The following is a 24,575-nucleotide window of genomic DNA, read 5'->3' as shown; positions in this document are numbered from 1 at the left end:
TATCTTTATGTGATCCTGATACAAGCTCAGCTGAATTCGCCTTTCCCATTGCTTGCGCAAAAAGAGAAAACTGCGTTATCCCGCAGTCCTCTCAATGTCTATGACTCCTTCGATTTGTCTCAGCTTATCAACAAGCTTACCCAGTTCTTCCACACCATGAATATCAAAAGTCATGGTAATAGTCGCCTTGCCCTGCTTGTTGGTTCTGGAGTTCATGGAGGTGATATCGATCTGCCTCTCTGTAAACACCTTGGATATGTCGACAAACATCCCGATCCGGTTATTGGCAAATATCTTGATCTCCGAGGAATACCGTTCCTTGGTGTCATCGCCCTCCGATTCCTGCCATTCCGCATCAATCAGACGATTCCGCTCGTCCTCAGGCAGGTTTAAGACGTTAACGCAGTCTGTCCTGTGGATCGAAATTCCCCGTCCACGGGTTACAAAACCTACGATCTCATCTCCCGGCACCGGGCTGCAGCACTTGGAAAAACGGACTGCAAGGTCGTGGATTCCCTTTACCACGATTCCGCTGCCCGATCGTCTCTTAACCGGCAGCCTATTGCTCATATCCTCAATGTCATTTAAGATGCTATTGTCCGTAACATCTTTCTTAAGCTTCTTATTCCGCTCATCTACCATCTTATTGATGACCTGGCCCTCTTTTAGGCCACCGTGTCCGATGGATGCAAGAACGGACTCCCAGTCACGGAACGCATAGCGCTTCATGACCTTTTCCTGGTATTCCGGCTTACTGATCTCAGAATAATTGATTCCCTTTGTCTTACAGTAACGGTCCACCATTTCCTTGCCGCGAAGGATGTTATCTTCTTTCAGCTCTGTTTTAAACCATTGGTTGATCTTATTCTTGGCCTGAGTGCTTTTCACTATATTCAGCCAGTCCCGGCTGGGCCCCCTGCTGTTCTGGGAAGTAATGATCTCCACCTGGTCGCCGTTCTCAATCACATAATCAATGTTCACCAGTTTTCCATTGACCCTGGATCCCACCATCTTATTGCCTACCGCACTGTGTATGGAGTATGCAAAATCAATGGGCGTAGAGCCTGCGGGAAGATTCTTCACATCCCCGGAAGGGGTAAAGCAGTAAACACTGTCGGAGAATAAATCTAAATCTCCCTTTACCATGTTTAAGAATTCCTTGTTATCGGACATGTCCTTCTGCCATTCCAGAATCTGACGCAGCCAGCTTAACTTCTCTTCCTCTTTGCCTGCTGCCACCTGTCCGCTTCCGCTCTCTTTATACTTCCAGTGAGCGGCAATACCGTATTCTGCGGTACGGTGCATATCATAAGTACGGATCTGGATCTCAAAGGGCTGCCCATTGTTTCCGATCAAAGTAGTATGAAGAGACTGGTACATGTTAGGTTTCGGCATTGCAATATAATCCTTGAAGCGGCCAGGAATGGGCTTATACATCTCGTGGATCACACCAAGGGCGGCATAACAGTCCTTTACGCTGTCAACGATAATGCGCACTGCAAACAGGTCATAAATCTGGTCCAGAGTCTTGTTCTGGTTCACCATCTTTTTATAGATGCTGAAAAAATGTTTTACGCGGCCATCTACTCTGGCCTCGATCCCGCCGGTCCGTAAATGTTCCTGTACCTCATCTACAATACTCTTTACAAAGGTTTCCCTGGCATCTTTTTTTAAAGATATCTTCTCAGCCAGCTCGTAATATATTTCCGGCTGCAGATATCTTAAGGACAGATCGTCAAGCTCAATCTTAATTTTGGAAATACCAAGGCGGTGGGCAATGGGAGCATAGATTTCCATGGTCTCTTTTGCTTTTTCCTTTTGTTTTTCCGGTTTCATGTACTGCAGCGTCCGCATATTGTGGAGGCGGTCAGCCAGCTTGATGATAATAACGCGGATATCCTTTGCCATGGCTAAAAACATCTTCCTTAAGTTCTCAGCCTGGATCTCCATCTTATCCATGGACCAGGATATCTGGGTCAGTTTGGTGACGCCGTCCACTAAAAGGGCCACTTCTTCCCCGAATTCCGCCTTCAGCTCGTCTAAGGACATAATCGTGTCCTCGACCACATCATGAAGGATCCCGGCGGCAATGGTTTCTTTATCCATCTCTAGATCAGCCAGAATAATGGCAACACAAAGAGGGTGAATGATATACGGTTCACCCGATTTACGCCTTTGGTCCTTATGCGCATCATCCGCAATATGATATGCCTTTTCTATCATGGTGATATCATCGGAAGGGTGATATCTCCTTATACTGCGGACCAGTTCTTCATAAAGTACATCCGGGCTGGTAAAATCAGCCGGAGCTTCCAGATCCACATCCACCTTCCGCTGTTCCGGACGTTCCTTTTCCAAAGCCGCCAAATTATTCTTTTCCATTATTGGATTATCTGCCATATGCCGTCACCCTTTTGTTGCATTTCTGGTTTTCACCTATTTTTAAACGTAGTTATCATTCATTATAATTATTATTGTCGAAAAATGCAATTATTTTTTCTTTCTCCCTTTTTTCAAGGAAAGCACCCTCCAGTGCATATCGGTTCATCTGCCTTAGATCCGCCTCCGTAAATCCCATATGTTTCTTAATGAGCTCTGCTTCCTTTTCCAGTGTGGTATCTGAAACAGTCATGTTATCCGTATTGTAGGTAACACGGATTCCTCTGTCATAAAATGCCTTTAACGGATGCTCTTCTATGGAGGAAACAGCCTTTGTCTGAAGGTTGCTGATCACACACATCTCTAAGGTAATCTTTTCCTTTTTTAGGAGGTCCATACATGCCTCTGACTTGATTGCGGCACATCCGTGTCCGATCCTTTTTGCTCCGTAATGAACCGCTTTTATAATATTTTCATAATCTCCGCACTCTCCCGCGTGTATGGTAAAGGGTACGCAGTTCCGGTCCGCCTCCTTAAATAGGGGATCAAAATGTCCCATGGGAATCATTCCTTCCGGCCCTGCTAAATCTACCCCAACAACGCCCTTTCCTAAGTAAGCCTTTGCAATTTCAAAGGTTTGCTCATTTTCCCGGTCGGGCCCGTTAACCATGGCGCAAAGCAGGACCCCCGCCTTCATAGGGGATTTGGCCGTCCCCTTATTTATTCCCCTGATTACCGCTTCAACTGCCTTTTCCATGGTCAGTCCTTTTCTCATATGAAGCTGGGGTGCAAAGCGGATCTCACTGAGGATAAGGCCCTGGGCTGCCAGCCGTTCTGTTAAATGAAAGGCCGCCAGTTCCAGTGCTTCTTCCGTCTGAAGCAGCTGTCCCGGTAAGTCAAAGCACTTTAAATAATCCACAAGGCTCTCACAGGTTTCCCCTGCTACGAGGCTCTCTCTTCCGCCCTGTCCTTCAAAATCATATCCGATCTGCTCTGCAAGCATCCTTACCGTTTCAATGGTTAAGGAGCCGTCCAAATGCAGATGGAGGTCTGTTTCCAGTAGTTTCATAACGTTTCCTCCTTTATTCTATAAAAATATCTTATCATATTATAAGAAAAGTAACAAATATTTCGTGATTTACTCCTGCTGTATATGCTGCATTGATATAAGTCGGATGGTTTAATCTGAAGAGGAAGCCTTTTGGGGCAGTTCATTTTATTATCCTGCTCAAAATTAAGAGCTCTCATAAAAATAAAAAACGTGCCCTATAAAAGAAGGGCACGTAAACCATACATTAAAAGAAGTAGCACGGTGTCAGCCATTATAATATCATGTGCGGTTCTATAGAATTTCCTAGTCTTCATCCGCACTGCTTAAACAATGACACCACCGCCTCAAAGGATTGTATGCTGTATTCATAAGCCACAATTTTATCTACCTCATCACCGACCTCAGCCAGATCATAGGGATTTCGAAATGCCACCATAGCCATCGGTATCTTTAACTTTTCCAGTTCTTTTGCAAGAGAACTCTGACCACGGTTTAAATGTCCATTGTAAGTGCCAAGTACAAGGTTGGTATACCCCTTATCCTTTATCTTTTCCAGTATTTCGTTTATTTCCTTTGAATCCGGATCTATGGAAAAAGAATACGAAGCTCCTCCAAACCTTTCCTGCATATATGCAGCAAACAGCAGATCCTCCATCACACGGCTGGATGCCAAAGTGGAACGATAGGCAAAACAGCTTAAAAATACAGGATTTTCTCCCAGCAGATGGCAATATCCCATTTCCCGGTTCGTAAACCTTATGCTGTCGCGAAACAGTGATTTTATGAACTCTCCCGGTTCCTTAAGGGATTTCTTTCCCGTGGCTGTATTGGGTGCTGCATATCTTCTTTTGTATGCGAGGATCCGTTCCACTGCATCGTCTATCCTGGAAATGGGAATCTCGCCGGATTCCACTGCTCTCTCTATTTCCCTGGCCGCTTCCGCTGCAAGTCCTGCAGTATGAGAAATGAATACCAGATCCACGCCTGCCTTAATGGCCTTTTTAGCTCCGGAAGCAGTGCCGAAATATTCTTTAATGGCATTCATTTCCAGGCAATCGGAAATCACCAGCCCTTTAAATCCCAGCCTGTTTCTTAAGATTTCCTGGATCATGGTTTCAGACATGGTCACCGGTAAATGCTCTTTTTCGATTCTTGGAAACAAAATGTGGGCAAGAGTTACGGCTGTGGCTCCCTGCCGAAAGGCTTCTATAAACGGAATCAGTTCCTCCTGTTCCAGCTCTTCATAGGATTTCCGGATGCTGGGCAGAGAAAGATGAGAATCCACTGCCGTATCGCCATGGCCTGGAAAATGCTTCACCGAACACATGATTCCGGCATCTAAATATCCTTTTACCATTGCACAGCCAAATTCGGTCACCACAGCCTTATCCGGTCCAAAGCTTCGCACACCGATCACTGGATTATCCGGATTGTTATTAATATCGAGTACCGGAGCCAGATTGAAATTGATTCCCAGTTCTCTTAATTCCTGCCCCGTAAGAAGTGCCGCCTCATATGCATGTTTCTTATCTCCGGTCTGTGCAAGAGCCATTGCTCCCGGTATGCTGACCGATCCTTCCGGAAGTCTTCTTACAACTCCCCCCTCCTGGTCAATGGTGATAAAAGCATATTCTCCGGTTTCTTCTTTTACCAGCCTTTGAATGGAATCACAAAGTCCCTTCAACTGTTTCCTGCTTTCTATGTTATGGGAAAACAAGATAACGTTCCCAACTTTATACTCTCTTATCAGCCGTATCATGTCTTCACTTAATTCCCCGGTTGGAAAACCGGCCACGATCATTTGTCCGATCTTTTGTTTTAAAGTCATTTCCCCCATACTCCAGTCACCTCTTTCATTCATAAAGATGATAAGCTTTTTTACGCTCTGAAAACGCTTTTGCATCCCTCTCAAATCCGGCCAGCAATTCTTCTTTTGATGATGTTTTCTTTGTCATCTGATCTGATCCGAACAAAAGATCTTCCATTCGCCTGGTGCTTCCCTCATAAGGATTCAGAAAAGCAAAGCGGTCTTCGTAAATGGTTTTTATTGCATCAAGAAGCTCCAGACCGCAGATCGTGGACCGGAAGGCCCGGCTGTCCGTAACATGAATATGGATTCCTTCGCAGGCTTCTCCCTGAAACTTGGAAAAATAGGGTGTAAAATAAGCCGGGGAAAACAACACACCTGGAAGTCGTTTTTCTGTCATATGCTTTACAAGCTTACCTGCATCTACAAATGGCGCACCGATTATTTCAAAAGGTGCCGTAGTTCCCCTTCCTTCTGATATATTTGTTCCTTCAAAAAGACAGGTTCCCGCATATACCAGGGCAGTCTCATATCTTGGAATTCCCGAGCTTGGCATCACCCACACATGACCGGTTTCCGGATGCATGGTATGCCTGTTCCAGCCCTCACAGGGAATTACCGTCAGCCTGCAGCCAAGGTTTTTCTCCTTATTTACCATAAAGGCCAGTTCTCCCACTGTAAGCCCATAGCGCATACACAGAGGATAAGCCCCTACAAAGCTTTCAAATCCTGGCTTTAAGCAGTTGCCCTCCGCTAAATCCCCCAAAGGATTATAGCGGTCCAATATAATAAGTTCTTTTTCAAACCTTGCGCACTCTTCCAGCGCATAGATCATCGTTGATATAAAGGTGTAATATCTGACTCCAAGATCCTGAATATCATATACGACAGCATCCACTTTATCTAACATTTCCCCAGTAAGCCTCTTTGACTTTTTCCGGTACAGGCTATATACCGGCAATCCGGTATCCGTGTCTATGTAGTCTTCAACATCACCTCCTGCGCCCACATTTCCCCTGACTCCGTGCTCCGGTCCAAACAGAGCTGTCAGCCGGTATTTTTTATGAAGTATGTCAATGGTAGAATTTAAATGCCTGTCAACGCCTGAAATTGAAGTGATCAGACCAAGACGTTTCCCGTCAAAGACCTTATGCCAGCGCTCCACACAATCGATTCCGTTTTTCACCATATTGACCCTCTTTATAATTCTGATAAGATAACCTTTTTTTGTTCCTGATCCACATCAAAAGCCTCTGCGTACCCGGTTCTTGCCAGACAGCCGTTTACCCTCATAAGATGCTCATAATATTCTTTATAAGGAAACGATGGACTGTGCACGGCAAACCAATGGGTGTCAATGGCCTTTTTCCATAGTTCAAATCCTTCTTTTGATACTTCCAGATAAATATATTTTTCAAAACCTGCGGAATCTTCCCAGTTTTCCGCATAGTAGGGTCCTTTTGCAAAATGAGCGCTGTTTTCTCTTTGAAGTCCGGAAAGTCCTGCGAAAAACTGAGCATCCTTAACGATCCTGTGGGTTGTTTCATGATCTTTGTGCATGCTGTTCTTCCAATGGGTCAGCAGTGCAGCAGGCCGGTATTGCCGGATCGTATCACAGAGCCGAAGCCTTACCTCCTCATTGTCCGGCAATTCTCCATCTGTGTAAGGGAATACCACTGCCTCTCCCCCAAGCATTCCTGCAAAGGTAACGGCTTCCTTTTCTTTTTGTATCCTGTATTCTTCCACAGACCGATCAGGCGGATTCCCTCTTTCTCCACCGGTCAATGCTACGGTAACGATCCGGTAACCCTTAAGTGCCATAGTAGCCAGATATCCGCCGCTTGTCAGCTCTGCATCTCCCACATGACCTCCTATGGCCATGATGCACTTTCTTTCCTCATTCATCCGTCTTTCCATTCCTTCCTCATGTCCGCCCAGGTCCTCACGATCCGGAAACCTGCTGCTTCATAAATATTTCTTGCCGGATTATTTTCTCCTGTAAAAAGGCTCATAAAATCTGCACCCTTTTCCTTCAGACTTATGCATAACCTGCAAAACAGGATGGTTGATATCCTTTTCCCCCGGTAATCGGGATCCACACCAATACCACAAAAATATCCCCTTCCGCTCTTTTCTACATCAAGCGGACCTGTAAAACCGATCACTTTGCCATTGTATGCTGCGATCAGAATGGGGCGGCTGTTTTCTCCCTTTGCCGTCTCCCCGAGAATTTCTCTTTCCCACAAAGGATTTTGAAACTTATGTATCATTTCTTCCATGCCGTAATGCCTGTCAGAATGATAAATTTCTATCGTAATATTCTCTTTTTCCAACCCCTCTTTGATATCTGCCGCAAAATCAGGCTCAGAATAATCATGAAGGTCTAAATAATAGCTGTTCTGCATGGAATAATCCCGGTACCTGCAGTTTTTGAAGAAAAGGTAGGCATTGCTTCCCACGTCAACTCCCGGAGCATTGGGATGATCCGCCGTCTTTTTCCCTGGAATCAACCAGGGAATGGTCATGGGATTAAAGAAGACGATTTCTATCCTTGAAACTCCGCTTTCCTTCCGTAGTCTGTCTTCCAGACAGGCAAGCATTGCTTTTCCGATTCCCTGTCCCTGCATTTCCTTTTTCACAACAATCATGGAAAGGTAGGCTCTGCTCTCTCCGCTTAAAAAGCAGCCTGACGCAAATCCCCAGCCATGTTCCTCCAGAATGGTGATTTTGTGTACCTCATCTGCCTGGTTTTCCATAAAAAACCTGCAAAAGTCATTCTGGTTTCCAAAGGGCCGGAATAATACCTCTTTTGCCCGAATCGCATCTTCAAACAATTCATAGGCGATTCCTGCATTCTCTCTGTTCAGATCAAAAAACATCATCCAAATCACTCCTTATGACTGAAAAACTGAGGCAGATACTCTTTATGTGCTTCCAGCAGCTCGTTAAGAACGGCCTTTGCTTCTTTCTGGGATCCCACCAGGGGATTGATCATAAGGGCCAGAAGGGCCTTCTGCGGGCTTCCGGTTATGGCCGCCCTGCACCCGGCTATTTCAAATGATTTGATCTGCTGCAAAAGACCGTTTACCGTCCATGGCAGTTCCACACCGTTTACCGGAACCGGTCCATCCTTTGTGATCCTGCAGCTGACTTCCACGATCTCATGATTCCTGAAATTTTTTATGGCACCTCTGTTAACGGTGTTTACCACCTGAATATCACCCTTGTCATTATAAATGGAATTAATCAGATTACATGCAGAATCACTGTAATAAGCACCGCCCCGTTGGGAAAGCAACTCCGGTTTTTCATCCAATCCGGGGTCCTGGTATAGCTCAAACAGCTTTTTTTCCACCTGTTCCACAAGCTCAGCTCTTGTCTCATGTTTTTCATACTTTTCCAGGGCTTCTTCCAGATATTCTTTCGCCATATAATAATATCTGTGATAGGAGCATGGCAGCACTCCAAGCTCTTTTACAAAATCTTTGTCCCAGCTGACTGCCTTAATATTCTTTACAACGCCGCCTTCTCCCCAATGGCTGACCACGTCTTCCGTTATGTCCTTTCCATCTGCTTCCACTCTGGTTACGTAAACCATATGATTCAGTCCGCCCATGGTGACATTCACCTCTTCCATGGGCCTGCCAAGCTGATCTGCCACCGCTTTGTGCATGCCGTAAGGGACGTTGCACAGTCCGATGAACTTCCTAAAGCCGCTGTAGCGGTTCACTCCCTCCATGACCATGCCCACCGGATTTGTAAAGTTGATCAGCCATGCTTTGGGGCACAGTTCCTCCATGTCTTTACAGATATCCAAAATAACCGGTATGGTTCTCATTCCCTTGAACAGACCGCCCGCACCATTGGTTTCCTGGCCCAGAAGTCCATGCTTTAAGGGGATCCTTTCGTCTTTCACTCTTGCCTGCAGCTGTCCCACCCGCAGCTGGGTTATGACAAAATCAGCTCCGGAAAGAGCCTCTCTCCGGTCCAGGGTTGTATGGATTTTCATTGGAACTCCTGCTTTTTTTACCATACGTTTTGCAAATTCAGATACAATCTGTAATTTTTCTTTACCTTCAGGGATATCCACCAGCCATAGTTCCTTCACAGGCAGGGTTTTATACCTTTTTAAAAATCCATCCACCAGCTCCGGTGTGTAACTGGACCCTCCTCCGATTGCCACGATTTTCACACCTTTTTTCATGACTGAACGCCTCCTTCTCCGCTTTGCAGCAATAAATACAGGGCCCCTATTCTCCCTGCCATATTTCCCTGCTCACTGGCCTCAATGGCCGTATATGGTTCCAGATGGGGATACAGGGCATATACCGCTTCTTTCATATCCCTTATAAATATTTTATTTTCACTGATTCCCCCGCCGATCAGCAGTATTTCAGGATCCACCGTGACAGCAAAGTTGCCGATCACCATTGCACCCTTGTAAAGCCATTCCCGGTATACCGGTTCAATGTCCGGCTGGTCCAGATGGTTGAATATAAACGTTCCATCCACCTTCCTGCCAAGGATCTCCGATACCTTTCTCACCAGAAGAGAGGTCGCCCCTGCTCCTTCTGCAGCCGGGTTGCCGTCCACATCCCGCAGTCCTACTCTGGTAAATCCTACCTCCCCGGATTTAAAGTGGCTGCCCCGGTGTAATTCCCGGTTTATAATGATGGCACCGCCAATCCCGGTTCCAAAGGTGACCATGCAGATATCCCGGAAATCCCTTCCCGCTCCCCGTACCATTTCTCCCAGTGCGGCACAATTGCTGTCATTTTCAAGCACAACGGGAATCGGATAGTTCCTGATTATCTCTTCTTTTAAACAATACGCCCTGAAATTAGCCCCAACGCTGAAATCCGTATTCTCTCCTGTTACCGGATGGATAAATCCGCCCATGCAGATTGCAACCCCGCTTATCTGATCTGCATAGGTTTTAACGATCCCCATGAACTGCCGGAGAAACTCGGCCGGCTGTTTTTCCGTAGGAGTGCTTCCTTCATAAAGAACCCGGTATTCGGGATCCATAAGGCTGTATTTTATATAAGTACCCCCTATATCAATTGCCAGGTATTGTTTCATATCCGTTCCTTTCTGCTGTCTCCCGTAATATGATCCTGACGGCTCCCTGGGCTGCTTCCCCCCTCATCTTCATGATCTCCAGCTGGGGAAACTTATTTTTCGCCTTTTTACAAAACAGGCGGTATATCTCGTCGTTTTTCATTAATACGCTTCCGCTTACAACTAAGGGGACTGGAGACTGAAAATGAGTCAGTACAGCTCCCGCAAGCTCCGTAAGTTCCTCCCCGCAATGATCCAAGATCCCGGCGGAAGCCGGATCCTTCTCCCTGATTCCTTCTTCCAGAAGGGGAGCCAGGGCGGCGATCTCTTTTTTGCTTCTCCCGGGCTGATACAGCCAGGTGATAAGATCCTCCAAAGAATCCATCTTCAGATAGCGGAATGTTATTTCCTTCAATACAGTCTGCCCCTGTCTCCCATCCGATGACCTCACCACTGCTTTTAAAATATCCCTTCCGATGGCATAGGCACTTCCGGCATCATCAATGATATGGCCGTAGCCGCCTGCCCGGAACTTAGCTCCGGACTCATTGATTCCGTAACAAATCGAACCGGTCCCGGCAATGAGTATGACACCGGCTGGCTCCTTAAGCGCCCCTGCCAGGGCAGTTTCATGGTCTCCCACCAGCCTGATCACTCCCTGCATCCCCTGTTCTTTTAAATACCGGGTGAGCAAATCCGCGGTATCCCGGTTGCTGATTCCTGCGGCGCCAATGCAGATTCCTCTGCATTCACTCATATTCATACCTGACGCTTCCAGTTCCCTCTTTAAATCCGTTAATGTGTGTTCTGCCGCTTCCCGGGACTGTCCATTGATGTTTAAAGGTCCTAAACGAAAACTTTTCACCAGATCACCATGAAGTCCGGCTGCCATTACCGTGGTGGCGGTCCCGCCCCCATCCATTCCTATTACAAACGGTCCGTTCAATTGATTTCCCCCTTTTTCCTTTTGTTATCCCTTTACCGCCCCCACCGTTACTCCTTCCAGAAAATATTTCTGCAAGGTAAAGAACAGTATAAACATAGGCAATGCCGAAATCGTTGCCCCTGCCATCATGGGCGAAAAATAAGTGGTATTAGCAAAACTGAAGTTTTTAAGCCCGACCTGAATGGTCTGCATCTGCTCATTGTTGCATATCAGAAACGGCCAGAAAAAGGTATTCCAGCTGCCCATAAAGGTCATGATCGCCATAACGGATAAAATTGTTTTAGAAATAGGAATAACTATTTTTATCAGAATCTGAAACTGGTTGCAGCCTTCTGTTCTTGCCGCTTCCAGAATCGAAGTGGGAAGGGAAGAAAAGAACTGTTTCGCCATAAAAACATTGTAGAAGGTGACCAAAGACGGTACGATCAATGCAGTATAAGTATCTGTCAGCTTCAGCACATTGGCTACCAATATGTACAATGGTACCTGCGTGACCTGATAGGGCACCATCATCGCAAACAACAGCAGGAAAAATAAGAACTTACTTCCCGGAAACCTTACTTTTGCAAATGCATATCCGGCCATCCCGGCAAAAACCACATTGCTTAATGTGACGACGCCCGCAACGATCATGGAATTTACAATCCATCGGAATGAACTTTTGCTGAATCCAAAAAAGAATTTATAGGAATCCAATGTTACATATTTGGGGAACAGAGTATAACTGGCTGCCCCAATCTCATTTGGCGGTCCAAAAGATGAGATGACCATGTAATAAATCGGAAACAGAGTCAGGACGGCCAAAAATAGCAGGATGGCTGTCATTGCCCCGTTTCTTAACACTGATTTATATTTTTGATTGTCCCCATATTGCCTGAATAAACCCATACCAGCCCTCCTTCCTAGTACTCAACATCAGCAGCCATTACCTTAAACTGGAAGACTGCAAAGACCGCAATGATTCCTGCCAGTAATAATGCCTGTGCACATGCTTCCCCATAGTTAAAATATTTGAAAGCATTGTTAAATATCAGCAGTCCTACCATAGTTGTGGCATGATCCGGTCCTCCCCCTGTCATTAAATACGCCGTCTGAAATGCCTGGAACGCATTGATCACTCCGGTAATCGTCAGAAAAACAGTGGTCGGTTTGACCATAGGCCATACGACGTATTTGATTCTCTGCAAAAAGGTGGCTCCGTCAATATTGGCAACCTCATAATAGGTGGGATCAATCCCAAGCAATGCTGCCACATAAATAATGACCGTAGAACCAAGGCCTGAAAATATTGTCATGATAATCAGTGACAGCATGGCCGTCTGAGAGCTGCCCAGCCAGTTCTGATTCTGGATCCCAAATGCCCGGATCACCGAATTTAACAGGCCGCTTGGCAGAGGATCAAATATCCATTTCCATACAAAGGAGAGAGCTACTCCCGATGCAATCCCGGGCAGATAAAATACTGCTTTAAAAAATGACTGGCTTCTTTTCTTAAAGGGAACCAGCAGAATGGAGATGATAAATGCCACCAGGATGGAGATGGGCACCGTTACGGCCGTATACACGGCTGTGTTCCAGATGGATTTAAAGAAAAGTCCGTTTTTTAATGTGTTACTGTAATTGGAAAATCCCACAAACTCTGTTTTTAAAGGCTTATAGGATTGAAAGCTTACAATTGCCGCCTGTACTACCGGATACAATGTAAAGATAATAAATGACACAATGGGCACGAATACGAAAACATACCCCCATTTGGCATCATTGTTTAACCGCTTTCTTTTTTTAGCTGTCTGCATACTCCTTCCCCTCTCCCTTCGTTCTAAAAAGCATAATGATTCCCTAAATAAGAAATGGGCATTGGCACCTGTTACGATTACCAATGCCCGTAAATCATGAAAACCTATGGATCTCATATTCCATTAATCCATGACACAGCCTTCCTCACCAAACGCCTCCACTGCAGCCTTTTTAATGGCTTCGTGCATCTCCTCCGGGGTAATTTCGCCTGCTAATAACCCCTGGAATTTTGGCAGAATAACCTCATCCTCAATTTTTATCGCCTTTGCTCCTAAATCAGCCGGGATGTCAGGTCTGGCTTCCGCCACCTGGGTGGCAAGATTTTTAACTGCATTTGTATTATTCTCATTTTTCCCTTCCATCGGAGGAAGGGAAGCAAATGCTTCTTCTCCGGATTTGCATATGGGGCTGATATAAAGCTCCTGACAGGTTTCTGCCGCTCTTTTACCGCTTGCCAGGAAATAGGCAGCCTTTGCTACGTTCTTTAAATGATCCGGGCTTGGTTCATCCTTGCCGCGGAAGCACACATATCCATCTACCGCTCCCTGGGCCTGCTGCTTATTTCCCTGGAACGTAGGAACCGGCAATACGATGTATTCCACTTCCTGGCTTCCTTCTACCGCACTTCCGTCATTTGCGGCCAGCTTTTTATTATTATCGGTAGCTAACTTTTCAAAAACCGACAGTCCCTTGCCGGTGATCATGGTCTGCTCGGTCAGGAACATGTTCCATCGTTTTCCCGCATCCACGGAGCTTAATTCTTTCGGCATGGAACCATCATCAATTAAGGCTCTGATGTCTTTTAAAAATGGAACCATATGACTGCTCGTATATGTATATTTTAAATCCTTGTCAAATGCAGCTGACATACCTGCATTTTTTACAAAGATTGAAAAGTAATCCTTTGCCGCTACGCCTGAACAGGCAAAAACAAAGCCGTACCGGGAATAGTTATCTCCGTCCTTTACAACTCCTTTTTTGATAGCTTCCCGAAATTCTTCATAGGTCCAGCCATTCTTCTGTATTCCCTGCCAGTCGATCCCTGCTTCCTCCAGCATGGCCTTATTACCGCCGATTGCCTGTATCTCCACATAGGCGGGGAATCCATAAAGCCCGTCACCATTTTTAAAATAGTTGATAATATCTGCGTTGTAATCTTCTATCATTTCCTTGTCCGCATATTTGGAAATGTCTACCAGCATTTCCGTATCCAGATATTTCGTAACCCCGGTAGAGCCGATGAAAGCAATATCAGGCGGAGAGCCGGCATTTACCTGAACATCCAGTTTTTCCGTAATGTCTTCCCAGCTTGCCGTTGTGATCTGCAGCTCCAAATCGGGATTGGCTTCGTTAAATTCCTTTGCATATTCCATCAGTTTTTCCTGATAGGATGCAGAAACAGGCGGAAGCAATGCCTTAACAATGTCTTTTCCATTGTTTTGCTGCACCGCAGTGCCCTTTGCGGTAGTTCCGCAGCCCGCCAGTGTACTGGCAATCATGGCTGCTGCCAACAGTACGGATAGATTTCTTTTTTTCATGTTTTCTCCTCCATTATTTTTTATATCTGCTCTATGGCGTAATGCACATGTCTATGTGCTTTTGCCAACTTCTCCCTCGCCTTTATGGGAATGCGATCCCTGCCCCAAGTGCTGCCATTTCCTCATGGCTGTTTCCATTATATATTTCTGAATTCTTTTTGTCAAAGAATTCAGATAATTACGAAATATTATTTCACACCTTGAAATAATGTTTCAAATTTCACCATCATTTTCGACATTTATTCTTATATTTTTCCACAATACCCCATTCTATTTACGCATTTTTATCATTGCATTCTTTAAGAATATCTTTTTCCATCACTCTCCATAGTTTCGTAAAAAGAAGCAGGTCAGATAGTCTGTATATACAAGACATTTCTGACCTGCAAAAGCAATGAATTCTGTGGTCAAGCTATGTATTATCTGATTTGTACTACTCCATCCACTACCCACTCTCCATTTGCGTTAACAGCATAACCATCTGGGGTGATGGTGCTCTTAAGCATTGCGCCATATTTGTATTGCGTTGCCTGATTAACCGGATTGAAGAAGAAACATTTTCCGTTAATCCATCTCCAGCCTGTGACCATAGCGCCGTATGAGCCATCATGATTTTCGCTTAAGTAGTACCAGCTGCCATCTCCGTCCAAATACCAGCCTGAAACCATATACCCTTCTGCATCAAAGCGATACCATGACATCTGACCATTATAAGAACACTGATACCATTCATTTTTCGCATATGTTCCATCATTCTTAAGAACCTGCCAGCCTCTGGCATTCTGTTTCCATATGGCCATGCCATAATCCTTATCTCTGTCTGAGTCACTGGAACGATCAGGCTTTTCGGGATTCTCCGGGCCTTCTGGATTTTCTGGCCCTCCCGGATTTTCTGGTCCTTCCGGATTTTCTGGCCCTTCTGGGTTTTCCGGTTCTTTTGCTAGTTTTACATCGTCTCTGTCACGAATACGTATACGAGACACGGAATCCTCGGAGTCACCTATGACAGTTCTGGACGAGAGTCCTACTGCCGACATATATGCACCGATTTTTAAATCCTTTATCAGCTTATCCTTCGTAATATATCCGTCAATGAATATTCTTGCGGGCTTACCTGACTGATCCTGCAGCATAATCGTTTCTACCAGATTATTCGGCGCATCAATGGAAATAACCTTACCGCTTACCATGACTAAACTGCCCAGATTTTTGCCCTCATAAGCTTCTTTCGTAGTTTCCTTAACAGGCTCTGGAAGTTCCTTGATATTCGAATCAATAACCATAACCTTCTCTACTGCCAGTTGTCTCTCTCCTTGATAAGAAGAAGTTTTTCCAAATACCCTGATGGTCTGACCCGCTCTTATATCTCCGGATACAGGGAAAAGATTAATTCCGCCAGTATGATCCTGCACGTAGATACTATCGAAGAAAGCAGTATCTTTATCATAACCAGAGGCGTTTGATGTAGCTATGCCTTCAATAATAAACCGCTCGCCCTCGCCTGCTGCCTGTACTTCCTTAATAGGCGTAATCTGCAATTGATTCGTCTTCTCTAATAGATTCGCCATGATCTGGTAGTTGCTGTAATCATTGGTGGCTGCACTGTCAAATGTCAGCTGGAAATCACTCATAGTCGAACATCCTGATAAATATAGGGTAGATGATTCGCCATCACTGAAATAAAGCTCCTGAGTAGCTGCCAATACAAAACGTCCGTCTAATTTTGCCAATGCATCTCCTGATAATCCTACACCATCATGATCCACACTCTTCGTATCTGCCGGTGCGTATACTAGAGGTTCTGCTCCTGATGGAAGCATGGCTCTGTCACGGACTGGATTTCCACTTTCATCTATAGCATAAATATCCGCATTGCCATATGTGTTGAATTTAAGGCCTGCATCCACTCCAGCCATATATGGGTTCAGCAAATTATAATCCGTGCTCAGGATTCCAATCACTCTGCCGTCATTAAAGCCAGCGCTCTGTAACTCATCATCTGCAAACCGGAATGAACTTCCAAGAGCTTCCAGGATCTTATTCTGCTGAGCTGACATATGATCCCCTGCCTTGGACACATCACCTTTGAAACCATCATATGCCTCATAGGTATCGCTCCAGGCACAGACCATAATCGTCTTGCCGCCCTTTTTAGCAAAGGATCTGATAGCATCTAATTCTTCCTCTGTGTAGTTCTTATAATCCTCCCGTAGCTTCGTACCATCGCGTCTGGAAGGCGCATTTAATAAAATTCCAGTATATTTGTCATCCTTTAAAGCGGCTACCAGTTCCTCGCCCGTGTTAAGCGTGACCATCCTGATATTGTAATCCCCTGCTAAGGCAGTGAAATTACCCATACTGACCTTATAATTTCCATTCACATATTCATTATAATGACTGGCATCTATCCCAAAAAATTTCATCTTCGAACTGTCACGTACATCAATTTGCAGCGTAAAGCTGAATGTCTTGCGATCGCCTTCCAGTTCCATTTGGGCAGTGACTTCTATTTCACTTACTCCTACCTTATCAAATATAAACGCTTTGTTAACCGTGTAAGTTTCTAATGATTTTAAATTCACGTTCAGATCTTTACTTTCAAGCACCTTATCACCAGTTTTAAATGTCAGACTGGTAAGTGTTGCATCTGATTCTTCATTGTTGAAAGCTGTGACTGTAAACTTCACCGGTTCGCCTGTCACTGGTACGTCTGTATCACAAGTAAAGGAAGATATGCCTGCTTTTGCAGCTGAACCATACCACACAGGAGCCGTTACGGCGATATTTTTATCAGCCTGGGTAACACGTATGTAATAATATCCTTTCTTTGCAGGAAGCTCAAAGGTGAACTCTCCACTATTTCCGGTGCCTTCTTTTTTCCCTGCTATTGCGCCACCATTTGTCACTACCTCTACACTCTTTATGACATCTGTCGGATCCGGGTCATCTACGCTTACAGAAATATTCAGCGTTTTAACGTCCTCTGACACATCCAGGATACTTCCCATAAGCTCATCATTTAAAGTATACATGATATTTAAATTCTTATCTTCTGTCGCGTATACATGCATATCTTTCATCGCATTTAAAATCCCGGTCTCTGACAAATCATCTGTGAGGATAACTGTTCTTGCCGTATTCGCATTTCCCCAACGCCCTTTGTGGTTATCCTGATTATTGGCGGGTGCTAAATGCCAGCCCTTATCCAATGCTTTCGTATATTCATTGTAGCTTGGGAAATATCCGCCTGAACCGATAGAACCTTCGCCATTGCCTACTTCTACTAAGACCATTTTAGCGTCTCTTGCCGGTGTATAGTATGCAAAATCTGAAAAAGTACCAAACGTCTTTCCAGGGTGGTTGAACTGTGAAAGATTTGCCAGCGGATCTGGATCAGCGGTCAGAATGTCATAATACGCCTTCATACCTGCATCATTTTTCTTGTCATTGAGCGCGGTATTGTTTCGGCTGACCAATCCTGCTGAGCCAAATGTATTGATGTGGCCGGGACCGCCGGACCATGTCATCTCGAAACCGGATAACGCCTTTCTGGAACTGGTTTCGTTAAACGCTCTCGTCTGCTCCCTGTATTCCTCCCATATTGCCCTGCTCCCAGGTGTCATTAGAGACGGGTCATTAAGTGCCTCTTTCGGATTAGGTGCATCTTTTGTATCAAAATAGTTGGAATGATCTGTAAATGATACAAATTGTACATTGTCTTCTTCCGGGATATTGGCAAGATAATTAAGACCATCTTTCACAGATCCGGAACCATCCGAATAGTTCGTATGACCATGAAGCTGTCCGAAATATGCTGTAAAAGAGGATTTACCTACGGTAAATTTCCAGCTTTCGGTATGAGACACTTTATCTCCCCGAACAACCGTCACCTGCGCATTATAATTGCCGTCTTCCAACACTTTGGGCGAAAAAGCATAAGTTGTGCCGTCAGAGGCTGACTCTTTAAGACTCATAGGCTGGTCTGTATAAATAGCAGTGCCATTTGCCTTATTAAGAGTGAGGCTTACCGATGGGTTATTTCCAATATTCGCCATCTTGATGGAAATCTCAGGCGCTTTCACGTCCCCAGTCGCTTTATTTCTATCAGGAGTGACCGCCAGTACCTGTGGCTTGTCATTGATAGCGATCGTCACAATCCCACTCACTGTTTCCAGACCGGTTTTATCTTTTGCTTTGAATTTAATGTATAAGGCCTTCTGTCCTTTCGCAAAATTTTCTGCCGGAATAACAGCCTCATAGTTATTGGTATCCTGATTAAATGTCATGGACAGTGACTTTTCTTGTACATCCTCAGATGGCCCGAAAAGAACCTCTACACTTGCCACGCCCACATTGTCCCTGACCTGGACGGATATGGGATACGCCTGTTCCGGTCTTGCATCAATATAGGTCCCTAAAGTAATAACCGGCGGTTTGTTGTCATTTTTCACATAATAAACAGGAAAACCATTTTTTTCTTCTGTGCCGGTGTATAGCTGAATCGTCTGATTATATCTGCCTATCATGGCAGTCAGATCCACGGTTTCTCCTTCTTCGACACCTTCCGGATATGGAGTTGCCTGATAAATGTCAATTTTACCGGTTGCATCAGTGACCGGAGTACTGCCTGATGTATTCAGCTTACCAAGCTTGACATCCTCTATCAGAACAACTCTGTTAATAAGTCCGCTTTTCTCTATATCAGCAGTACCAGCCATAGCTTTTATCTGACTGATGGTATACTTCACAGGCGGTATCGTCGCCTCATCCTGTTTAACAGCGATTTTTGCTTTATCTTTCGTGGATGTTATCTGAGGCATACCATAACGAATCTGGTAATCTCCCGAGATTTCCAGTATATCACCTACCCTGGCTCCATCAGGGGCTGCTCCATAAATATAGATACTGTACTGGCTGCCATCTATCTCGGACTGAAGCACCGGATTTCCATATGTTGTGGCCAGATATGACAGTTCCCCTGTAACAGTTACATCTTTTGTGTTTTGTCCTAATTCCAACACATCTTTAATCGTCATCACTTTGCCGGCTTCACGGATTGTATAGGAAAACTCAGCTATTTCACTGGCCTCAAGCCCTTCCTTAACTGCACGTACATAATATGTAACCGGTTCATCAATCATCAGCCCGCTATCGCTTGAATAGGTTATCCATTCATCAGCATCCTTAGACTCTGTATTATACTCGATCACAGCATCTGATGTTTCCGTAGAAAACGTGAGCGGCGTATCTTTCAGTACCGGTCCGGCAGCTGGTGTTGCTGTAGGCGTCTTGCATTTCGTCTCTCCCGGCAAAGTCCCGCCGCCTTCCTCATAGGAACTGTTGTGCGGCTCAGGCTTTCCAATCTTAAAGTCAGCTTTATTGTTGTCGGTATCCACTGCCGGGTCCTTGCGGATTGCGGCGGTAGAATTTGACATTGCACTGGTAGCTTCGGTCTCATATTCCTTCGCCGTGGTACTAATTCCTACTAAATCAACGAAATTCTCATCGTCTTTGCCTGTTAACCTCACACTGCTTTTGGACAATGCTGCTGCCCCGCCTGTTCCAGACATGTTGATACTTCCCTCAGCATCAGGCTCTGGAAGTTCTGGCGCATCTTTATTACTCCCATCTGCTTCCTTTATCAGGTAGTAGCCGCCAGCTTCGATGGTCCCTGAAAGGTTTGTTAACTGAATTTTTGAAGAACCAAACTCGTTGCCAGCCAACCACTGGATTGACCACCCATCTATGTCCACAGCTTCATCCGTAGGATTGTACAATTCAATAAAATCACTCTTCCATATGCAGCCATTATTGCCACCCCCACCGTATACCTGACTGATCACGATGTGGTCTGCCAGACTGCTGTCACTGAGTGTGGATTTATCTTCTACTGGATCCAACGCACTGGCTTCCTCTTTCACTTCGCCCGTATCGCCCTTATCGCCCTTATCGTCTGTATCGCCCTTATCTCCCTTATCTTCTTCCACCTTTTCGGGAATGTCTGCATCCGTGTCCTTGTCTGCCTCACTGGGGCTTGCTTTATTCTCTCCCCCACTGGAACTTTCTGCCTCATACTTGTTTGTCAGGTTCGAATCTGTCTTCATAGCAAAACCAGGTACGACTAGCAGATTCATACACAAGGCAACTGACAGAAACAAACTTAACAGCTTCCTTAAGTTCATAACTTTTCCTCTCCTTCCTTTTTTTGATACCACCTATTTAAACTTTATTATATAGAATTATAAATAAGTACCAATTCTAAAGATGATTTTAATACAAAATATGTGAATATCGTCAATTCTTCTTCAATTTTCTATGCTTTTCATTCACCTGCATGACCGTCCTGTCCACCGTATTCTTTCTGCTGCACAGAAATGCACTTAGGAATGCTACCAACGGCACGGTCATAACAATACCGATAGAACCTGAGATCCCCTGTATAATCTCCAACGCCATCATGTCACTGTTAAAAATCTGCAGATACGGATAATCAAAGATCCTGAACAGTATCAACATATTGAGTGCTGAACCAGCAAATGCTAATATCAGCGTGTTAGCCATAGTTCCCATAGCATCCCTGCCTATATTGATACCCGACTGAATCAATTTTTGTCTGTTTAGCTCTGGATTCAGCTGATGTACCTCAAAAACTGCAGACGTAATAGTCATAGCCACATCCATAACTGCGCCAAGTGCAGCTATGAGTATGGCACTGATGAGCAATCCGCTGACATTCAGGCTTGTCCCTCCTGTACGAAGAACCAATTCTTCCGCCTCCGACATATTAAAACCGTTTATAGGCGTAGCAACTGCCGTGAGAGCTGCGGCGGCACCTGCCATCGCTACGCCGCCCACGCACCCAATGGTTGCACAGAACGTTTTCATTGAAAAGCCATTTAACAGTACCAATGAAATGGCTGTGGTAACAGCTGATATGACAATGGAAGACAAGATCGGATTGATGCCATGCCTTATCATGGGTATGAGCAAGAACCAGATATCCACAATAGCAAAAGCAAGCCCCAGTATAGCGGCTATTCCCTTTTTCCCTCCGAATACAGCTAAAAACAGCACGAATATCACTGTCAGTCCAAGCAATGCCGGACCCCTGTTATAGTTTGGTATGGATGCGATATATGTACGTCCATTGGCATCTATATCCAGCCTGGCAATTACCTTCGTACCTACTTTTAAGTCCACATTGTTGTATACACTCATATAATTAACTGCCGGCAATATCTTACCTCTGTCCTCACCGCTGTCTATCTGCAGATAGACTTCCTGCACGCCTATACGCAGCCCCTCTGTCCAGTCTTCTGCTTTCGCCTCGTCGCTGATGAGTTTAGTCACATGAGCCTTGGCAAATTTTATCTGGCTTGCCGCCGTCGGCACATCCCCTGGCAATGGCTGATTGATCCATATAAGAATTGCAATAAATACTACGAAAAAAAGGAATGAAGCGATAAGTTTTATGCAGAATGTTTTTTGATTTTTCATTTTTACAGTACACCTTTCTGCGAAAGGCACCAATGTGGTTACAACCCCTGCACCCTTCGTCCTGTTTTTATACTTAAGTTGCATTACCGACACACCGCAAAGCCCGTAAAGCCGATAACATGTCCAAAATTATTCGCAAATACAGCTTTGGAAGTGAAAAAACGTTAAGTTCCTGGAAATATAGCATTCAATATTATTCTATTCCGGCTTCTACTACTTAAGTACTCCTTATGAATAAAATGATTGGCACACATCAATTATCAAAAAAAAGCAGGTCAGAAAGTCTGTAAATATAGACATTTCTGACCTGCAAAGGCAACAGAGTATATTAAAGGACCATGCACCAAAGGGGAATGGTCACAAGTGATAACAGGGTGGTAACTACCACACATTTTGTGGCAAAAATATAATCTCCATCATATTTGGACGCCAATATGGCGGTCGTGCTTCCTGCGGGCATTCCGGTCAAAAGGACGGATACTCCCGCCAAAAGGGGTTTTACATGGAAGGCCCGGCAGCTTACGTAAACCAGAAGAGGAAGCAAAAACAGTCGTATAGCGGCATATTTTACAATCCCCCAATCTAATATGCTTCCTGGTTCCACCTCCGCCAGAATGGCACCGATCAAGACCATGGACACGGTGGTGGTACAGCTACCAACGCTTCTGATGGTATTTTGAAGGAATGCAGGCAGAGGCAGCCGGGTGATCATAAGAGCAAGACCAATATAGACCGCTATGATGCAGGGATGAGTCAAAACCTTTTTTACAACGGTTTTCCGGTCCGGACTTTCTGTAAAATAAGAAACCCCGGCAGACCACATAACAATCCTTTGTGGGATCAAAAATATGGAAGCATACATGAGTCCTTCAGCCCCATAAACCCCTTCTGCAATGGGATTTCCCATAAAGCCCGCATTGGAACAGACCGTACCATACTGAAGCACTTTTTTACGGCTTTCCGGTTCCCTGTTATAGAAAACCTTTGCGAACATGAGGCAGCCAATCTGGATCAGGGAAGCGATGGTAAGGATCACAGCAAAACCCTTTAAAATTTCCAGATTAAACTCTATAAAAAATGAATTGATGATGTTGCAGGGAAGGATTAAATAAATCACAAGGTCCGTGAGAATGGCCTTTGCCCCTTCCGGCAGAATCCCTTTCTTTCTCAGTACAACGCCAGCTGCTACCAGGAGAAACAGCATCCCCTGGAGATTTAAAAGACGACTATAGTCCATTTTTAGCTCTCTTCTTTTGATTTCATATATTCATCCATGGCCAAAGCAACTGTCTTTGAGTAGGCAACTGCTTCTACCACGGTTCTTGCTCCCAGAACCACGTCTCCGGAAGCGAATATGCCCGGAATGGTTGTCTGGCCTTTTTCATCCGTCATCAACAGACCATTCTGACTGGCCAGTAAGCCCTTAGTGGTATTCACCAGCTTGCTTTTTGGTCCCTGACTGATGGAAATGATGGTGGAATCTGCAAAAACCTGTTCCCGCTCTTCATCAACGCCGATCTGTTTTCCTTCCCCATCATATCGGATAGTTTCAAACACCGGACCATCATCCGTAATCTCCACGATCTGCTTCCCAAACTGGAAGTCAGCCCCATCAAGCTTAGCATAGGCTGTTTCATGTTCGCTTGCATTGCTGGATAAGCCTCTGGCATAAAGAGTTACCTTCCTGGCTCCGTGGCGGATCACGGTCCTTGCCACATCCATGGCAGAATTCCCAACGCCAATGATGGCAACCGTATCTCCCAGATCATAGGCATCGGGATTTGCCAGATAATCGATGGCATAATGGACATTTCCCAGGGATTCTCCTTTTACGCCCAGGGTTTTCGGCCTCCAGACTCCGGTTCCGATAAAGATGCTCTGATAGCCGTCACGGATGAGATCTTTAATTTCCAGAGCAGTTCCGATTGCCGTATTCGGGCGGATCTTCACACCGATTTCCAGAAGCTTCTTTTTGTAGCGTTCTAAAATAGTCTTTGGAAGTCGGAATTCCGGTATCCCGTACTGGAGAACGCCTCCCACCTTATCCTTTGCATCGAAAATTGTCACGCTGTAGCCTTCCTTGGTCAAAAGAAAAGCAATGGTGATTCCAGCCGGACCTGCACCGATAACCGCCACTTTCTTCCCGTTTTTCGGTTTGCACTCCACATTCATCTTGTTAAAGATGGTATCAGAAATATAATTTTCTATGCTGCTGATATGCACCGGCTGTCCTTTTCTACCCAGAATGCAATGACCCTCGCACTGCTTTTCATGGTCGCACACAAGGGAACAAACCAGGGACATGGGATTGTTTTCAAACAGCATTTCCCCGGCTTTGTTTAAACCGCCTTCTTTAAAAGCCGCGATCATCTGGGGGATAGGGGTATGGACGGGACAACCCTGCCGGCACAATGGTTTTTTACAATTTAAGCATCTATTTGCTTCATCAATTACATGAACAGCCATAATTTATTTTCCTCTCTCTTTCTGTGGCATAAC

The 24,575-nt window shown here is 45.1% G+C and carries 16 protein-coding genes; all 16 read right to left on the bottom strand.

Annotation, left to right across the window (positions count from 1 at the left end; genetic code table 11):
- Positions 1-75 precede the first annotated feature (75 nt).
- Positions 76-2,382, bottom strand: a complete 2,307-nt coding sequence (locus tag ACHZES_RS18370) for a bifunctional (p)ppGpp synthetase/guanosine-3',5'-bis(diphosphate) 3'-pyrophosphohydrolase (RefSeq protein WP_051835313.1) — start codon at positions 2,380-2,382, stop codon at positions 76-78.
- A gap of 73 nt (positions 2,383-2,455) precedes the next feature.
- Complete coding sequence (gene add, locus ACHZES_RS18365; protein ID WP_395549036.1) at positions 2,456-3,448, bottom strand: adenosine deaminase; 993 nt, start codon at positions 3,446-3,448, stop codon at positions 2,456-2,458.
- 292 nt (positions 3,449-3,740) lie between these two features.
- Complete coding sequence (gene nagZ / locus ACHZES_RS18360) at positions 3,741-5,291, bottom strand: beta-N-acetylhexosaminidase (RefSeq protein ID WP_395549037.1); 1,551 nt, start codon at positions 5,289-5,291, stop codon at positions 3,741-3,743.
- Positions 5,284-6,426, bottom strand: coding sequence for an exo-beta-N-acetylmuramidase NamZ domain-containing protein (locus tag ACHZES_RS18355; protein WP_395549038.1), 1,143 nt, complete (start codon positions 6,424-6,426; stop codon positions 5,284-5,286). The genes nagZ and ACHZES_RS18355 overlap by 8 nt, the downstream gene beginning before the upstream one ends.
- 11 nt (positions 6,427-6,437) lie before the next feature.
- On the bottom strand, positions 6,438-7,154 hold the full coding sequence (locus ACHZES_RS18350) for a PIG-L deacetylase family protein (protein WP_395549039.1): 717 nt from the start codon (positions 7,152-7,154) through the stop codon (positions 6,438-6,440).
- Positions 7,139-8,119, bottom strand: coding sequence for a GNAT family N-acetyltransferase (locus ACHZES_RS18345; RefSeq protein WP_395549040.1), 981 nt, complete (start codon positions 8,117-8,119; stop codon positions 7,139-7,141). The genes ACHZES_RS18350 and ACHZES_RS18345 overlap by 16 nt, the downstream gene beginning before the upstream one ends.
- Before the next feature lie 5 nt (positions 8,120-8,124).
- On the bottom strand, positions 8,125-9,441 hold the full coding sequence (locus ACHZES_RS18340; protein WP_395549041.1) for a 6-phospho-beta-glucosidase: 1,317 nt from the start codon (positions 9,439-9,441) through the stop codon (positions 8,125-8,127).
- Entirely contained in the window at positions 9,438-10,319 is an 882-nt protein-coding gene (locus ACHZES_RS18335; protein ID WP_395549042.1) for an ROK family protein, read from the bottom strand. Before ACHZES_RS18335 ends, ACHZES_RS18340 begins: the two co-directional genes overlap by 4 nt.
- Positions 10,297-11,244, bottom strand: coding sequence for a BadF/BadG/BcrA/BcrD ATPase family protein (locus ACHZES_RS18330; RefSeq protein ID WP_395549043.1), 948 nt, complete (start codon positions 11,242-11,244; stop codon positions 10,297-10,299). The genes ACHZES_RS18335 and ACHZES_RS18330 overlap by 23 nt, the downstream gene beginning before the upstream one ends.
- Before the next feature lie 24 nt (positions 11,245-11,268).
- Entirely contained in the window at positions 11,269-12,132 is an 864-nt protein-coding gene (locus ACHZES_RS18325) for a carbohydrate ABC transporter permease (protein ID WP_038283879.1), read from the bottom strand.
- Positions 12,133-12,146: 14 nt separating this feature from the next.
- Entirely contained in the window at positions 12,147-13,157 is a 1,011-nt protein-coding gene (locus ACHZES_RS18320) for a carbohydrate ABC transporter permease (RefSeq protein WP_395549044.1), read from the bottom strand.
- A gap of 6 nt (positions 13,158-13,163) precedes the next feature.
- Positions 13,164-14,579: an ABC transporter substrate-binding protein gene (locus ACHZES_RS18315; protein ID WP_395549045.1), complete on the bottom strand. Its 1,416-nt coding sequence runs from the start codon at positions 14,577-14,579 to the stop codon at positions 13,164-13,166.
- A 419-nt stretch (positions 14,580-14,998) separates the two neighbouring features.
- Positions 14,999-20,761, bottom strand: a complete 5,763-nt coding sequence (locus ACHZES_RS18310) for a lamin tail domain-containing protein (protein ID WP_395549046.1) — start codon at positions 20,759-20,761, stop codon at positions 14,999-15,001.
- 112 nt (positions 20,762-20,873) lie between these two features.
- The gene (locus tag ACHZES_RS18305) at positions 20,874-22,076 is read right to left on the bottom strand and encodes a YibE/F family protein (RefSeq protein ID WP_395549047.1); all 1,203 of its coding nucleotides are present in this window, start codon (positions 22,074-22,076) and stop codon (positions 20,874-20,876) included.
- Between the two features lie 328 nt (positions 22,077-22,404).
- Positions 22,405-23,313 carry an AEC family transporter gene (locus tag ACHZES_RS18300; protein ID WP_154525501.1) on the bottom strand — a complete coding sequence of 303 codons (909 nt, stop codon included), beginning with the start codon at positions 23,311-23,313 and terminating at the stop codon, positions 22,405-22,407.
- Positions 23,314-23,315: 2 nt separating this feature from the next.
- A complete protein-coding gene (locus ACHZES_RS18295; protein ID WP_038283886.1) occupies positions 23,316-24,542 on the bottom strand; it encodes an NAD(P)-dependent oxidoreductase in 1,227 nt (408 codons plus the stop codon).
- Positions 24,543-24,575 lie beyond the last annotated feature (33 nt).

Origin of the sequence: Lacrimispora sanguinis (assembly GCF_044987295.1) — a bacterium.
GTDB lineage: Bacteria > Bacillota > Clostridia > Lachnospirales > Lachnospiraceae > Lacrimispora > Lacrimispora celerecrescens_B.
This window is presented reverse-complemented; position numbering and strand designations above follow the sequence as displayed.